This window comes from Sulfitobacter sp. CB2047, from assembly GCF_000735125.2.
Lineage (GTDB): Bacteria > Pseudomonadota > Alphaproteobacteria > Rhodobacterales > Rhodobacteraceae > Sulfitobacter > Sulfitobacter pontiacus.
Genome location: NZ_CP072613.1, coordinates 2,542,657 through 2,556,991, shown reverse-complemented (window position 1 = coordinate 2,556,991; position 14,335 = coordinate 2,542,657). Strand labels below are relative to the sequence as shown.

The window sequence follows — 14,335 nt, the reverse complement described above, 5'->3', positions numbered from 1 at the left end:
TTTGAACCTTTCTCCCACCATATTGATGAGTGCCGTAGTAAGAATGGCGAAGGGCAAAAGCGCGACGACTGGAGTCGAACCCACAACAGCTCCGAAGAAGTTACCTAATATTAGCATTTTTAGTTAGCTTTGTCAAGTGGTTATTGCTGACTTGATGGGTGGCGAGACTTTAATTTCACCAGCTTAAAATGTATGGGGCCGCCTGTAAGGGCGGCTTTTTTTGTTTGCAACAATCCTCGAGGATTTGGCGAGTCTCAATCAGCTGTACCGTGCCGCATCCGAGTGGACCTATATTGCTTGTGAAATGGCCAGCCTACCGGCCGGGTCATTCTTCACCCTAAACGATAACAATGACTTAGGTCTTCATCGTGGCCAATAATTGGTTGCCGGAACAGTTTCAAAACCTCACCCGTATTCCTCAAACCATTGCGTCCAATTTTCGGATCCCCAAGATCTGCAGATGAATGCACAATCAAGGCCGCGCGCCTGTGTGTGGTGTTGCTTCGAGTCAGCGTTCAAGACCCTCACCGAACCCGCTTCACTTGCGTCTCGCGATAACGGTTACGCAAATCCAGCGCGCTTGGCCTTTGTTACCAGTTCCGTGACCCTCTCGGCATTGTTTGCCGCGACTTGTCCGTCTGTGTTCAAGCGGTTGTTCTCGAACCCTATCCGGGTCTTGCCGCCGTGGCGCATGGCCTCGATCAGGCAGGCGGTTTCTTGAGGTCCGAAGGCGCAGGCGGCCCAGTCTGCGTCCGGCAAGGCCGATTTTAGCCTTTGTGCCAGTGCTGCGACTTCCGTGGGTGTGCTGGTCTGGCCGCTGGTATAACGCCCCAGAACGATCAGGGTCTTCAGCCCGTCGCGGGGGACATCGCCTTGTGCGACAAGCCGGGCAAGATGGGCAATATCCGCGGCGTCATAGAGAATGTGTTGAACGTCGATCTTCGCTTCGGCGCACATGGCAAAGAACCGTCGGGTGACGGCATTGTCTTGATTGGCCGTGATCTCGCGCAGCGCGACCGACACGGCGCGCGGTTTCAGGGTTTCGACCAGATGGCGTTGTTGAGCGGGGGTAAAGCGGCCCGCGGCCTCGCTGGTGATCTGAACATAGAGGTCAGGGGCGCGCTGGCCGAGCTCGCTCAGAAGCTCGGCATAAAGCCCGACGTCCAGAACATGCCGTTGCTCGGTATCGCGCACATGCGCATGAAGGCCATCGGCACCCGCAGCATGGCAGGCCAGCGCGCAGGCGACCGTCTCTTCTATGGTGACGGGGAGGGCAGGGTGGTCCGCCTTGGTCAGCCGCGCCCCATTCGGCGCGACCATAAATCTGGGCAATGCGGTCATGCGGCAAGCGCCTTGTCGATGGCCGTTGATAGCTTGCCCACCAGCTCATCAATCTGTGCGTCCTCGATGACAAACGGCGGCGCGAGCAGCACGTGGTCGCCATATTGGCCATCGATTGTGCCAGACATCGGATAGCAGATCAGGCCGGCGGCAAAGGCCTCCTTCTTGATCCGCGCGGCGAGGCCACGGGACGGATCGAATGGTGCTTTGGTGCTGCGGTCGGCAACCAGTTCGATCCCGCGGAACAACCCGCGCCCGCGAATATCGCCAATGTTGTCATGATCGCCGAACTGCGCCTTTAGTGCTGCGTCCAGCTTGTCGCCCTGGGTGGTGACATGGGACAGCAGGTCGCGGTCAAGGATTTCGCTAAGCACGGCATTGGCCGCCGTGGCCGCCATGGCGTGGCCCATATAGGTGTGGCCATGCTGGAAGAAACCGGTGCCCGCTGCAATCGCATCATAAATGGCAGCTGAGGTCAGCAGCGCGCCGATCGGTTGATAGCCCGCCCCAAGTCCTTTGGCGATGGTGATCATGTCCGGGGCGACGCCGTCCTCGGTGCAGGCGAACAGTTTGCCGGTACGGCCCATGCCGCACATCACCTCGTCCAGGATCAGCAGCACGCCATATTGATCGCAAATCTCGCGGATACGCTTGAGATATCCCGGCACCGCGGGTACCGCGCCAGAGGTCGCACCCACGACAGGCTCCGCGAGGAAGGCCATCACCGTATCAGGGCCAAGCCGCAGGATTTCGGTTTCCAGCTCGTTCGCCACGCGCAGGCCGTAGGCCTCTTGAGTTTCGCCGTCCTGCCGGTCGCGGTACTCATAGCAGGGGCTGATATGGGTGGTGTCGGCAAGCAGGGGCGCGAACTGGGTACGACGCCACGCATTCCCCCCTGCTGCCAAAGCGCCCAATGTATTCCCGTGATAGCTTTGGCGGCGGGCAATGACGCGGTGGCGCTTGGGCTGCCCGATTTCCAGAAAATACTGCCGCGCGAGCTTGATCGATGCCTCGACCGCTTCGGAGCCGCCAGAGACGAGATATACCCGATCAATGCCCGCCGGCGCGTTCTCGACCAGGCGATCGGCCAAACGCTCTGCCGGATCAGAGGTGAAAAAGCCGGTGTGCGCGAAGGCAAGCTGGTCAATCTGGGCGTGCAGGGCGGCGCGGACTGCCTGATTTGAATGGCCCAGACAGGAAACAGCAGCGCCGCCCGAGCCATCAAGATATCTGCGTCCGTCCGCATCGATCAGATAGCAGCCGTCCCCCTTGGTGGCGACCGGCAGCGCGCCTTTGGTGGATCTGCCGAAGATATGACTTTTCATGACTGTAGTCCTTGCTTGAAGACGCGCTTTGGGTGACGTGACATCAGCACTTGCCTGCGCGATGATGCGTTTGTATTATTTTATTGCTATAGATTAAGCAAATGTATTTTTGCTGTGCATTGGATGTGACAGCGACGTGAACGCCGGCACGCATAAACAGAAGGTAAGGGTTTGATGAGCAACGATGAAACGCTGAAAGACCGCTTGTCACAGGTAAGTGCGCAAGGTACGCCCGCGCTTCGGTCCTTTGCGCGGTGGCTTCTGGATAACCTTTCGGTCGTGGCCTTTAGCTCGATTCGCGGGCTGGCCAAGCAGGCAGGGGTCAATCCGAATACCGTGACCCGTATGGCGAAGGAGCTTGGCTATACCAGCTTTGACGCCTTCCGCACGGATGTGCAGGCAACGATCCAGACACCTGCGCCAAACTACGGCGCGCGTGCCCAGACACTAAGACACGAACATCGCGACAGCGCGTTTGCCGCGCTCATGGAAGCGCATGGTAAAAACACGGCGATGCTTTTCTCGGCAGATATTATGGACACGTTGAATGCGTGCATCGACCCGTTGCTCGGGGCGCGCAAAGTCTATGTGGTCGGCGTGCGCAGCTGCTATGCGATCGCGCATTATTTCTCGTATGTGGGCGGCATGGCGTTTTCGAACTTCGTAGACGTGCCGACCCTGCCGGGGGGCATTGTCGATGTACTGTCTCAGGCCACGTCCGAGGATATTATTGTCGGGATCACCTATGAACATTACGCGGCAGAGGTGGTTCAGGCCTGCCAGATCGCCCAGTCCCGCGGTGCGCGGGTTTTGGCGCTGACGGACAGTCATGCCTCCCCAATCGCGGTTGGCGCATGGAAAGTGGTACCGCTGCCGATGGCCGGACCTCATTTCCTGCCGTCGCTCAATTCGGCGTTTCTAGCGGTGGAGATGCTGCTGGTCGGAATGGCCGCGCGTTCGGATGACGCGGCAGAGCGGGTATCGAATTTTGAGGACCGTATCCGGCAGTATGGCGGCTACAACGTGTGAGGTGTCTTGCGCGGATGAAAATCATCCGGCAGGCCCAATGCCACGGCAGAGCCACCGGTGATCAACCCCGTGGACCGCAGGTCGCTTTCGTTCAGCGCGACGATGACCGCATAGGATCGGCGTTGTGCCAGTCCGCGGCATGAGTGACGGTTATACCGATACCGGGCGTGTTGTGGGCGCGGGTCTGGCTGCTACGCGCCCCATTCTGCATGTGACCCAAGATGCGCGATAAGAAAGTCGATCAGGATGCGCGTCTTGGGGGTAAGCACGTTTGAGCGCGGGTACATCAACCACAAGACCGAACTGTCGTTCAGCTTCCATTCCGGCAGGACACGGATCAACCGGCCCGAGCGCAGCTCGTCCGAGACGCTCCAGAGAGAATTGATCGACAGACCGGCCCCCGCAAGCGTGGCCTCACGCTGAGCGTCACCATCGTCAACGATAGTCCGGCAGATCATCTGGGCTGGGTCAAGCGGCGCGGTTTCGCCCTCTGGGCCGATCAATTCACGCGGCTCAAGGTCGATCCATGCCAGAAACCGATGCCCCCGAAGCTCTGCCGGTGACTGCGGTACGCCGTGTTCCTCAAGATATGCAGGAGAGGCACAAAGAACGCGGGTATCACCCGCCAGCTTGCGCCCCTTGAGGCTGCTGTCGGTCAGGGGGGCCGCGCGCAACGCAAGGTCAAAACTGCCCTCGATCGCGTCAAACCGTGCGTCAGACAGGCGAAGTTCGAGCGTAAGGTCGGGGAACGCCGCGTGAAACTGCGGCAGAAGCGGCATGATGTGGCGCTGCGCGAAACTGCTTGGCGCGGCAAATCGGATGGTGCCTTTGGGGCTGGTTTCATGACTGCCAAGAACGGCCTTCGCGGCCTCTGCCTGCGCCAGAATCTCCCGCGCGTAAGGAAGGAAGTCGGACCCTTCAAGCGACAGCGACACTTTACGGGTGGTGCGTCGCAGCAGCTCTACGCCAAGCTCTTGTTCCAGTTTGGCAAGGCGGGCGCTGGCGACCGCAGGCGCAAGGCCCAGATTCCGTCCGGCAGCAGAGATGTTCAGCCGGTCGGCGGCCATCACAAAAAGGCGCAGGTTGTCAGTATCCACCGCTATTATCTCCGTTATCCGAATAATCAAATCGGAAAAATGCCGGTTTTCTACCGTTTCACAAGACCTATTTTTCAGCGACACAATGAAGGAAGAAAGAAATGAAAGCCATTGGCTATAGCGCGGCGGGCCCTGCGGACACGCTCGATATGATTGAAATCGACCGGCCCGAGGTGGGACCGCGTGATCTGTTGGTCGCGGTGAAAGGCATCTCGGTCAATCCGGTCGACGTAAAGCTGCGCGCAGCCGCCCAACCCGAGGGCGCGGCGCGCGTTCTGGGCTTTGACGCGGCAGGCGTCGTGGCCGAGGTGGGCGCGTCGGTCACCGGCTTTAAGATCGGCGATGAGGTCTTCTATGCGGGCGACGTCACGCGCGCGGGCACCAATGCGGAGTTCCATGCCGTCGATGAACGGATCGTCGGGCGCAAGCCGGCCAGCCTCGACTTTACCGAAGCGGCGGGGCTGCCGCTGACCTCGATCACCGCGTGGGAGATGTTGTTCGACGCATTCCGCCTGACCGAAGGGGGCGGCGCGGAGCAAAGCTTGCTGGTGATCGGTGGCGCTGGCGGCGTCGGCTCTATCCTCATCCAGTTGGCCAAAGCGCTGACCGGGCTTACCGTCATTGCGACGGCCTCTCGGCACGAGACCGAGGATTGGGTGCGCAAGATGGGGGCGGATCACGTGGTTGACCATCGCGGTGACCTAGCCGCGCAGCTGGCAGAGCTGGGCCAGACCCCAAGCTATGTCGCCGCGTTGACGGCCACGGATCAGCATTGGCCCGCAATCATCGACTTGATCGCGCCCCGCGGCCAGATCGCGTTGATTGACGACCCCGAGGCGCTGGATATCAAGGTGGCTAAACCCAAGGCGCTGAGCGTCCATTGGGAATTCATGTTCACCCGTTCGATGTTCGAAACCGACGATATGGATGCCCAGCAAGACCTGCTGAACCGCGTCGCAGCGATGATCGACGCAGGCACATTGCAGTCGACAGTCACCGAACGCGGCGAGGCGCTGACGGTCGAGGCGCTGCGCGCGGCGCATCTGCGGCAGGAAAGCGGTCGCGTGATTGGCAAACAGGTGCTTGGCGGACTTTAAGTAATAGAGATCACGCGGGGGCGTCGTGCCATGTTCACGCCACGCCCCCGCGTCCCTTGCGCCTTTGAAGGGGCGCGTTGATTGCCCATAGTTTCGCGCAAGCGCAACGGGTTGCTGATCAGGGCTTGACCTGCGTCGAATGAATCAATAATTCCCGATATATGGATAAGAATCATGCTCTCGACGCTTTTGCGGCGCTCAGTCAGGTCACCCGCCTTGATGTCTTCCGTCTTCTCATCACAGCCGGAGAAGGGGGGATGTCGGCAGGCGATATCGGCGACACCTTGGGGGTGCGGCAGAACACGATGTCGACCAACCTCGCGATTCTGGCACGTTCGGGCCTTATTCGCAGCAAGCGCGAAGGGCGAAGCATTCGTTACTTTGCCGATATGGAGGGGCTGCGCGGTTTGCTTGCCTTTCTGATGGAGGATTGCTGCGGCGGGCGCCCGGAACTCTGCCAGCCCATCATAAACGAGCTCGCCTGCCCCTGTTAGGCGCCCATGGGGGAGGTGCCGCATTGGTCCTGTAACATTCCTGTGCTGACATCGGGCAACCACATATTCACGGCCAAGGGGCTGCAATTTTTGAAGGTTCGACATGACTGATACGACACTTCCCGCGGCGGCGGGTCTGGGCACGTTTGAAAAATGGCTGTCCGTCTGGGTGGCGCTGGCGATTGGCGCGGGGCTGCTGCTTGGCAATCTGTTCCCGACTGCGTTTGGTATGCTTGCCGGGCTTGAGGTGGCGTCGGTGAACCTGCCCGTTGCGGTGCTGATCTGGGCGATGGTGTTCCCGATGATGGTCGGGGTGGATTTCGGAGCCTTGCGTCAGGTGGGGGACAAGCCGAAAGGGTTGGTTGTCACGGTGGTGGTGAACTGGCTGATCAAACCCTTCACCATGGCCGCCCTTGGCGTGTTGTTTTTCAACTATTTTTTCGCAGGCCTGATCCCGCCGGATGACGCGCAGGCCTATCTTGCGGGCGTGATCCTGCTGGGGGCCGCGCCCTGTACCGCGATGGTGTTCGTCTGGTCGAACCTGACGCGGGGGGATGCGACCTATACGCTGGTGCAGGTGAGCGTGAACGACGTCATCATGGTGTTCGCCTTCGCGCCCATCGTTGCCTTCTTGCTGGGGGCCACGGATATCGTCGTGCCTTGGGATACGCTGCTGTTGTCCGTGGGCCTTTACGTGATGCTGCCGCTTTTCGTGGGATATCTGACGCGCCAGCGGCTGATTGCGCAAGGCGGCGAAGCGGCGGTGGATCGGTTCAAGTCGGGTGTGCAGCCGTTCTCGATCATCGGTCTGCTTGTGACGGTGGTCTTGCTTTTCGCGTTTCAGGGCGAGGTGATCCTGGACCGGCCGCTGGTGATTGCCCTGATCGCTGTGCCGCTTCTGATCCAGTCCTACGGGATATTCTTTCTGGCCTATGGGGTCGCGCGGGTCTGGGGTATTCCCTTCAACGTCGCGGCGCCCTGCGCCTTGATCGGCACCTCCAACTTTTTCGAGCTGGCCGTCGCGGTTGCGATCAGCCTCTTCGGGCTCGGCTCTGGTGCGGCATTGGCGACGGTGGTCGGTGTCTTGGTCGAAGTGCCTGTCATGCTGTCGCTTGTCGCTTTTGCAAACAGAACCCGCCACTGGTTCCCTGCCTCGGAGGGGTCAGCATGAGTGTTGTCATTCACCACAACCCCGACTGCGGCACCTCCCGCAATGTGCTGGCCATCATAAAGGCATCGGGCGTGGAGCCCGTTGTGATCCCCTATCTTGATACCGGCTGGACGCGCGGACAGCTTCTGGGGCTTTTCGCGGCGGCGGGTCTGACACCGCGCAGGGCTTTGCGGATAAAGCGATCTCCGGCAGAGGCGTTGGGGCTGCTGGATCCCGACGTGAGCGACGAAGCCCTTCTGGCCGCCATGCTGGAACACCCCATTCTGGTCAATCGCCCCATTGTCTGCACACCCAAAGGCGTCCGGCTGTGCCGCCCAAGCGAGGCCGTGTTGGACTTGCTTGACCACCTCCCACAGGGGCCGCTGACCAAGGAAGACGGCTCTTTACTGATTGACGCGGAAGGAAACCGAGTTGCCTGATACCCCGAACCTTGATGACACCCATTTCAAAGCGATTGATGCGGCGCGTCTGCTTGAGCCCGCAGCAGACGCGGACCGCCCGCGTATCCTGCTGCTTTACGGATCACTGCGGGACCGGTCGTTCAGCCGGCTCATGACCGAAGAAGCCGCGCGCATTCTGACACGGCTGGGGGCCGAGACGCGTACCTATTCGCCGTCTGGCCTGCCGCTGCCGGATGATGCCGACGCCAGTCACCCCAAAGTGCAGGAACTGCGTGATCTGGTCACATGGTCCGACGGGATGGTCTGGTGTTCACCCGAACGCCACGGGGCCATGACCGGCATCATGAAAACCCAGATCGACTGGATTCCGCTGTCCTTGGGCGGTGTGCGCCCGACGCAGGGCAAAACGCTGGCGGTCATGCAGGTCAGCGGGGGGTCACAAAGCTTTAACGCCGTGAACCAGCTGCGCATTCTTGGGCGTTGGATGCGGCTGCTCACGATCCCGAACCAGTCCTCCACCCCCAAAGCCTTTCTTGAGTTTGACGACGCGGATCGGATGAAGCCATCGCCGTTCTATGATCGGGTCGTTGATGTCATGGAAGAGCTGGTGAAGTTCACGATGCTGACCAAAGACAGGAAAGACTACCTGCTGGATCGCTATAGCGAGCGGAAGGAAAGCGCCGCCGAGCTGTCCAAGCGCGTGAACCAGAAGTCGATCTGACCGATTTGTCGACCGCAGGGGCAGAAATATCCGTATGTTGAACGGGACGCGGCTTGAATGATTTGCGCGACAGCTGCGCTGGATGGTCTGTTAAAGCTTCATCCAGCGCAGTTGTCTGCCTAAGGCGACCGCGCAGACGCTGTAATTAACGATCGTGATATCGCCAGAGACAGGGGCATTTTGTGACACAACTATCTGATACACCAACCCGTTACGGCACCGTAAGCCGGCTGCTTCACTGGGGCATGGCCGCATTGTTTGCGGCGCAGTTTATCTCCGCCGCGGCGCATTGGGCGCTTCCGCGAGAGAACACCCTGCGCGAGCTTCTTTGGGGCTACCATACGACGCTGGGGGTGACGCTGTTTGGGCTAATCTTGGTGCGTGGTCTGTGGGGGCTGGCGAACATCCAACGGCGGCCTACGAATGCCGGTTTGATGGGGCAGGCGGCTGTCGCGGGTCATGTGGTTCTATATGCCTTGATGGTGATCGTCCCGGGCGTACGGCTCTTGGCCGCAGCGGGCGGCACCCGTGGGCTAAGCTATTTCGGGGTGCAGATATTTTCTCCCCAAACCGCCGAGGTCGCCTGGATGCAAGCGCCCGCGGAATGGCACGGAGAGCTGGGCTGGATCCTTGCCCTTGTTGTGCTTGGGCATATCTTCATGGCAGTCGTTTGGCATCGCCTGATCCAGCGTGATGATGTCCTGTCCACGATGGCGGGGCGGTAAGATGCTGAAAGTAGGGAACTTGGGTCTTTCCCGAGGCCAACGGCCGCGTCTTCGGTTTTACTATGGGGCCTTCAGGGGGTAAGACGGGCTAACGGCCTGGCTGCTTTTCACCACTTTCAACAAAGGCTTTCCCATGGCCACCAAAACCAACCTGCACCCCCGCAACCTCCACAACGAGGGGTATGATTTCGCGCGCCTGATTGCGGCCCTCCCCGAGCTGGAGCCGTTTACGACCCCTAATCCAGCAGGTCAGACCACCATCGATTTCCGGGACGTGGCGGCTGTGCGTATGCTCAATCGGGCGCTGCTCAAGGCGGACTACGGCATTGATTTCTGGGACATCCCGCCGAACTACCTTTGCCCGCCCATTCCGGGGCGCGTCGATTATATCCACCATCTGGCCGATCTGCTTGCGCGCAGCAACAACAACGAGATTCCGCGCGGGCCGCAGATCAAGGCGTTGGACATCGGCACCGGCGCAAGCCTAGTGTACCCGCTGACGGGGCAAAGCGCCTATGGCTGGCAGTTTACCGGTGTCGATATCGACCCTGTTGCCATCAAGTCTGCGCAACAGATTGCAAAGGCCAACGCGCTGGACGTGGACCTGCGGCTGCAAGAGAACCGCGAGGATATCTTCGACGGGGTGATCAATCCTGACGACCGTTTCCACGTCACCCTGTGCAACCCGCCCTTTCATGCCTCGATGGAAAGGGCGACGAAGGGCACGCAACGGAAGTGGGCGAACCTTGGCAAAGGGCGTTCAGGCAAGCTCAATTTCGGTGGGCAAAACGCCGAGCTCTGGTGCCCCGGCGGCGAGATCAGGTTCATCGCCAGCATGGTCGACCAAAGCCGCGCGATTGCGGGGCAATGTCTGTGGTTTACGTCGCTTGTGTCAAAAAAGGACAACGTGCAGACGCTTTATAAAATCCTGAAAAAGGCCAAGGTCGCCAACTGCGATGTGGTCGAGATGGCGCAGGGACAAAAAACCAGCCGGTTCATCGCCTGGACATTCATCAAGAAAGATCAGCGTGCGTCCTTTATGAAGGGATCCGCGCGCTAGAACGGCCGCGCGCGTGTCTGATACCCCGCGACATTAACCGCCCGTATCGCCCTTCGTCTCGATCTTGAGCGTGGTGCCGCAGTGTTTGCAGTGAACGGCGTCTGTCTCGTGACGGTTGAGGCCACATTCGGGGCAGGTGTGCTTGATCTTGGAGGGTTGGAAAATCGTCCGCGCCAATTGCACGAACAGCGCGACCCCGACCACCATGATGAACACCGACAGCAGTTTGCCACCCGTTGTCGTCATCGTGATGTCGCCAAAACCCGTTGTCGTCAGCGTCGCCACTGTAAAGTACAGTGCATCGACATAGCCCGCGACGCCCGCGTCCTCTTCAAAGGTCAGCACAAACACCAGCGATGTGATGACAAAGATGAACACCAGCAGGTTGACCGCCGCAAGGATCGCGTCCTCGTGTTTGCGGAAAAACGCGCTTTCGCGCCGCAGGTCGTGCAGCAGATGATAGGCATGGATCAGCCGCAAACCGCGCAAGACCCGCAGGAACGCAAAGCTTTCCGCCATAAGCGGTGCCAGCACCAGCGATATCACCACGACCAGATCGGCAAGGGTGTAGATGCGCGTCAGCTCTTTGCGCAGGTTCGTGGAAATCCAAAGACGCGCGGCAAGGTCGAACAGGATGAACAGACCAAAGAACGCATTGACCGCCGTAATCACCGGCGTTGACGGCAGCGCGGCGGTGGCGATGAAATAGATGATCGTCAGCGAATCAAATAGGATCAACCCGTATCGAAACCGCCGCGAGCGCGTGTTCTGCCCATCGTATAAAGCTTTAATCGTACTGCGTAGACTGTTCATTGATTGGACATACCGCTTCCCTCAGGGTCGTCATCGTCAACAACCGCTGAGGGTCAAGATGGCGCAAGGCGCGCCAATATCAATGGTTTGCGTAGTCCGGCAGGATTACTCGGGCGTGGGCTCGTCTGTCCGGGCCAAGCGGCGCACAAAGCTGACGCCCGTTTGACGGCTCAGCATGCGTCGGGATTTATGCTTTAGGCCGACTTCTTCCAGCACCTTGGGGTTGCGGTAATGCACCGTGAAGATATCGCGATCTTCGGGCAGGGGCTCCCCCCGTATCTTGCCGCCCAGGATATAATGTTGCTCTTCCGCCAGCGGGTTCCATGTCAGGCCCGCACGGCGGATGGCGACAGGAAGGCTCATCTGATCAAGATAAGGGCGTCGCTTTTCCAGCGTGTCGATCTCGTCAATCCGTCGGGCCGTCTCGTACCAGACATCGGCAAACCGGCCCTGTGGCCCCTCGGCTTCGGGGAAAAGGACGAAACCGGACGAGAAATAGGGCACTTTGGGGCGGCGCGACTGGCGCATCAGATACACACGCTCTTCCGGGATCTCCATATCGAAGGCCCCGTAGATCAGGTCCCAGATGTCTTTCTGCGCCCAATACATACTGGCCGCGACAGAGCAGGAAACATGGCCGGATTTGACGATATTGTCGATTGTATTGGGGCGGATAAACAAGACGTCGGAATCCACAAAGGCGGAAAACTCGCTCTCGCGGGGCTGCATCGCGGCGATGATCTTGTTGCCGTGGGGATAGGGCTCGCGCCACATGCCTTCCGTTTTCATCGGGCGCAGCTCCGCGCCCATTTTCTCGTGTGCGATGAACACCGAGGGGTGAACGTCGTTCATGCGATGTTCGGGCACATAGCCGATGCAGGCCACGTCTTCGGAAAACTGCTCGCGTACAGAGGCAAGCAGGCTACAGGCCATGATGTCGTAAGAGGGCGGTTCCACGATATAGGTGAGCGTAAGTCTCGGTTTCGCCATTAATCTGCTTCCCTATCTACGGTGCCCGTCCCGCCCGGGCGGTCGGCTCCGGCGGGACTGTCGCGCAAGGCTCGCTTGCACGCCCCAACTGTTTTTCAGGAATGTCTGGTTCTGTCTAGGTTTACGTGACCGATGACCCGCCTGCGCCTTAGCGCAGACGTTGTTCGGTGTTGGCGTCAAACAGCATCGCCCGCTCTGGCGGGATTTTCACGCCAACCTGCGCCCCTTCGCGAGACCGGTCGTCGCCGCGTTCCTCGACGATGATCTTGGCACCGGTGTCGGACAGCAGGTGAACATAGGACACGCCGCCAAGAGCCTCGGTCATTTCGACGGTGAAGCCTTTGCCTTGGGGTTCAATTTCGATGTGCTCTGGCCGGATGCCGAGGGTGATGTCCCGGCCGTCTTCGGGTGGGGTCACGGGCAGGGCATAGCTGCCGTCCAACCCGTCCAGCACGACCTTGCCGCCGCTGGTGGTGCCATCCAGAAAGTTCATCGCGGGCGAACCGATGAAGCCGGCGACAAAGCGGTTGTCAGGATCGCGGTACAGGTCAAGCGGTGCGCCGACCTGTTCGATCCGGCCCTTGCGCAGCACCACGATCTTATCGGCGAGGGTCATCGCCTCTACCTGATCGTGGGTGACATAGACCATCGTCGCCCCGATTTCCTTATGCAGGCGGGCGATCTCGACGCGCATTTCGACGCGCAACTCGGCGTCGAGGTTGGATAGCGGTTCGTCGAACAGAAAGACTTCGGGGCCGCGTACGATGGCGCGCCCGATAGATACGCGTTGCCGCTGGCCCCCCGACAGGGCGGCGGGCTTGCGGTCAAGATACTCTTCCAGCTTCAGGATCCGCGTCGCCTCGGCCACCTTCTGGGCGATCTCGGCTTTGGGGTGGCCGTTCATTTTCAGGCCGAACCCCATGTTGTCGCGCACGGTCATATGCGGATACAGCGCGTAGGTCTGGAACACCATCGCGACCCCGCGCTCTGCCGGGTCCATGCGGGTCACATCCCGGTCGCCGATGCTCATGCTGCCTTCGGTGGTTTCTTCCAGCCCGGCAATCATGCGCAGCAAGGTCGACTTGCCGCAGCCTGACGGGCCGACAAAAACGCAAAACTCGCCATTTTCGATTTCAAGGTCGATCCCGTGTATCACCTGAACACCGCCATAGCGTTTCACGACATCTTTCATGACGACACCGGCCATATACGACTTCCTTTTATGAGGGGACAGAGGGGGACTGCCAGGATTGCGCCTCGGCCCCGATGCGGGTGGCACACTCAAGCAGGGCAGGGCGAAACGCATTCAGACCGTCCAGCGTATGACGGTGTGTTGCGGTTGCAATGGATACGGCACCCACGACGCGGCCCGCGTCGGTTAGAATGGGGGCGGCGATGCTGATGATGCCGGCCTCGTGTTCCTCGCGGTCAAAGGCGATGCCCTCAGCGCGGATCTGTTCCAGCTCGCGCACAAGGGTTTCGGTGCTGGTATGGGTCGCGTCGGTATATTTCAAAAACGCCTGCTGCTGTAGCGCCTGCGCCTGTGCCTCGGGTTCAAGATGCGCGAGAATCGCCTTGCCGACTCCTGTGCAATAGGCCGGGGCGACCTGACCGGTGCGCGCCAACGTGGCAAAGCGGCTGCTGGCCTGACGCTTGTCGACGAACACGACCTGACCGTTGTCGATCTGCGCAAGGTGGATCGCCTCGCGCAGGCGTTCGCCGAGGGCGCTGATATAGGGGGCGGCAATCGGTGCAAGCGAGGCTTGCGACCATGCGGAATGGGCAAGGCTGACCAGACGGATGCCTGGCGCATAGGTCTGCTGATCCTTGTCATAGCTTAGCATACGTTGACTGGTGAGCGTCTGAAGCAGCCGATACAGCGTCGGTTTTGGAAACTCCGATGTCTCCAGCAATTCGCGCATGCGGACGGGGCGGCCCATTGCTGTCACCTGATCCAGCACGCTCAGCGCCTTTGCAACAGTCCCGTCGCTGTTCACCACATTCATATCGTTCTCCGTCCCTCAGGGCGCTGCATCCTGTGGGGTCTTTTGACTGACCCATCCCCCATGCG

The 14,335-nt window shown here is 60.0% G+C and carries 15 protein-coding genes; 8 read left to right on the top strand and 7 right to left on the bottom strand.

Translation table 11 applies throughout. The features are described from left to right. Positions 1–561: 561 nt before the first annotated feature. Positions 562–1,341, bottom strand: a complete 780-nt coding sequence (locus IV89_RS12645) for a 3-keto-5-aminohexanoate cleavage protein (protein WP_037943663.1) — start codon at positions 1,339–1,341, stop codon at positions 562–564. Next, complete coding sequence (locus IV89_RS12640; RefSeq protein WP_037943664.1) at positions 1,338–2,666, bottom strand: aspartate aminotransferase family protein; 1,329 nt, start codon at positions 2,664–2,666, stop codon at positions 1,338–1,340. Before IV89_RS12640 ends, IV89_RS12645 begins: the two co-directional genes overlap by 4 nt. Positions 2,667–2,840: 174 nt before the next feature. Between IV89_RS12640 and IV89_RS12635 the strand changes: the two genes are divergently transcribed. Then, complete coding sequence (locus tag IV89_RS12635; RefSeq protein ID WP_037943665.1) at positions 2,841–3,695, top strand: MurR/RpiR family transcriptional regulator; 855 nt, start codon at positions 2,841–2,843, stop codon at positions 3,693–3,695. A 191-nt stretch (positions 3,696–3,886) separates the two neighbouring features. On the opposite strand, the gene IV89_RS12630 is transcribed toward IV89_RS12635, so the two are convergent. Beyond that, a complete protein-coding gene (locus tag IV89_RS12630) occupies positions 3,887–4,792 on the bottom strand; it encodes a LysR family transcriptional regulator (protein ID WP_037943666.1) in 906 nt (301 codons plus the stop codon). 101 nt (positions 4,793–4,893) lie between these two features. Here IV89_RS12630 and IV89_RS12625 point away from each other — a divergent pair, with 101 nt between their 5' ends. The 7 genes from IV89_RS12625 (at position 4,894) to rlmF (ending at position 10,461) form a co-directional block, all read left to right on the top strand. Then, entirely contained in the window at positions 4,894–5,889 is a 996-nt protein-coding gene (locus IV89_RS12625; RefSeq protein ID WP_037943667.1) for a zinc-binding alcohol dehydrogenase family protein, read from the top strand. Positions 5,890–6,050: 161 nt separating this feature from the next. Further along, positions 6,051–6,383 carry a metalloregulator ArsR/SmtB family transcription factor gene (locus tag IV89_RS12620; RefSeq protein WP_005852102.1) on the top strand — a complete coding sequence of 111 codons (333 nt, stop codon included), beginning with the start codon at positions 6,051–6,053 and terminating at the stop codon, positions 6,381–6,383. Between the two features lie 103 nt (positions 6,384–6,486). After that, on the top strand, positions 6,487–7,554 hold the full coding sequence (gene arsB, locus IV89_RS12615) for an ACR3 family arsenite efflux transporter (RefSeq protein WP_037943668.1): 1,068 nt from the start codon (positions 6,487–6,489) through the stop codon (positions 7,552–7,554). Then, complete coding sequence (gene arsC / locus IV89_RS12610) at positions 7,551–7,973, top strand: arsenate reductase (glutaredoxin) (protein WP_037943669.1); 423 nt, start codon at positions 7,551–7,553, stop codon at positions 7,971–7,973. The genes arsB and arsC overlap by 4 nt, the downstream gene beginning before the upstream one ends. Beyond that, on the top strand, positions 7,966–8,676 hold the full coding sequence (gene arsH, locus IV89_RS12605) for an arsenical resistance protein ArsH (RefSeq protein WP_009826384.1): 711 nt from the start codon (positions 7,966–7,968) through the stop codon (positions 8,674–8,676). Before arsC ends, arsH begins: the two co-directional genes overlap by 8 nt. Positions 8,677–8,858: 182 nt before the next feature. Continuing rightward, the gene (locus tag IV89_RS12600) at positions 8,859–9,401 is read left to right on the top strand and encodes a cytochrome b (RefSeq protein ID WP_081858779.1); all 543 of its coding nucleotides are present in this window, start codon (positions 8,859–8,861) and stop codon (positions 9,399–9,401) included. Positions 9,402–9,534: 133 nt separating this feature from the next. Continuing rightward, positions 9,535–10,461, top strand: a complete 927-nt coding sequence (gene rlmF / locus IV89_RS12595) for a 23S rRNA (adenine(1618)-N(6))-methyltransferase RlmF (RefSeq protein WP_037943671.1) — start codon at positions 9,535–9,537, stop codon at positions 10,459–10,461. Positions 10,462–10,494: 33 nt separating this feature from the next. Here the strand turns inward: rlmF and IV89_RS12590 are convergent, their stop codons facing one another. From IV89_RS12590 to IV89_RS12575, 4 genes are all read right to left on the bottom strand, one after another. Continuing rightward, positions 10,495–11,274 (bottom strand): ion channel, encoded by a 780-nt coding sequence (locus tag IV89_RS12590; protein WP_037943672.1) that lies wholly within the window; start codon positions 11,272–11,274, stop codon positions 10,495–10,497. Between the two features lie 105 nt (positions 11,275–11,379). Further along, positions 11,380–12,264 (bottom strand): hypothetical protein, encoded by an 885-nt coding sequence (locus IV89_RS12585; RefSeq protein WP_037943673.1) that lies wholly within the window; start codon positions 12,262–12,264, stop codon positions 11,380–11,382. A 148-nt stretch (positions 12,265–12,412) separates the two neighbouring features. After that, positions 12,413–13,471, bottom strand: a complete 1,059-nt coding sequence (ugpC, locus tag IV89_RS12580) for a sn-glycerol-3-phosphate ABC transporter ATP-binding protein UgpC (RefSeq protein ID WP_037943674.1) — start codon at positions 13,469–13,471, stop codon at positions 12,413–12,415. Between the two features lie 13 nt (positions 13,472–13,484). Then, entirely contained in the window at positions 13,485–14,270 is a 786-nt protein-coding gene (locus tag IV89_RS12575) for an IclR family transcriptional regulator (protein ID WP_009826389.1), read from the bottom strand. Between the last annotated feature and the right edge of the window lie 65 nt (positions 14,271–14,335).

Excerpts from the sequence above, each read along its gene's own strand:
- IV89_RS12645 (WP_037943663.1), bottom strand. The coding sequence starts at position 1,341 with ATGACCGCATTGCCCAGATTTATGGTCGCGCCGAATGGGGCGCGGCTG.
- IV89_RS12640 (WP_037943664.1), bottom strand. The coding sequence starts at position 2,666 with ATGAAAAGTCATATCTTCGGCAGATCCACCAAAGGCGCGCTGCCGGTC.
- IV89_RS12635 (WP_037943665.1), top strand. The coding sequence starts at position 2,841 with ATGAGCAACGATGAAACGCTGAAAGACCGCTTGTCACAGGTAAGTGCG.
- IV89_RS12625 (WP_037943667.1), top strand. The coding sequence starts at position 4,894 with ATGAAAGCCATTGGCTATAGCGCGGCGGGCCCTGCGGACACGCTCGAT.
- IV89_RS12620 (WP_005852102.1), top strand. The coding sequence starts at position 6,051 with ATGGATAAGAATCATGCTCTCGACGCTTTTGCGGCGCTCAGTCAGGTC.
- arsB (WP_037943668.1), top strand. The coding sequence starts at position 6,487 with ATGACTGATACGACACTTCCCGCGGCGGCGGGTCTGGGCACGTTTGAA.
- arsC (WP_037943669.1), top strand. The coding sequence starts at position 7,551 with ATGAGTGTTGTCATTCACCACAACCCCGACTGCGGCACCTCCCGCAAT.
- rlmF (WP_037943671.1), top strand. The coding sequence starts at position 9,535 with ATGGCCACCAAAACCAACCTGCACCCCCGCAACCTCCACAACGAGGGG.
- IV89_RS12590 (WP_037943672.1), bottom strand. The coding sequence starts at position 11,274 with ATGAACAGTCTACGCAGTACGATTAAAGCTTTATACGATGGGCAGAAC.
- IV89_RS12585 (WP_037943673.1), bottom strand. The coding sequence starts at position 12,264 with ATGGCGAAACCGAGACTTACGCTCACCTATATCGTGGAACCGCCCTCT.
- ugpC (WP_037943674.1), bottom strand. The coding sequence starts at position 13,471 with ATGGCCGGTGTCGTCATGAAAGATGTCGTGAAACGCTATGGCGGTGTT.
- IV89_RS12575 (WP_009826389.1), bottom strand. The coding sequence starts at position 14,270 with ATGAATGTGGTGAACAGCGACGGGACTGTTGCAAAGGCGCTGAGCGTG.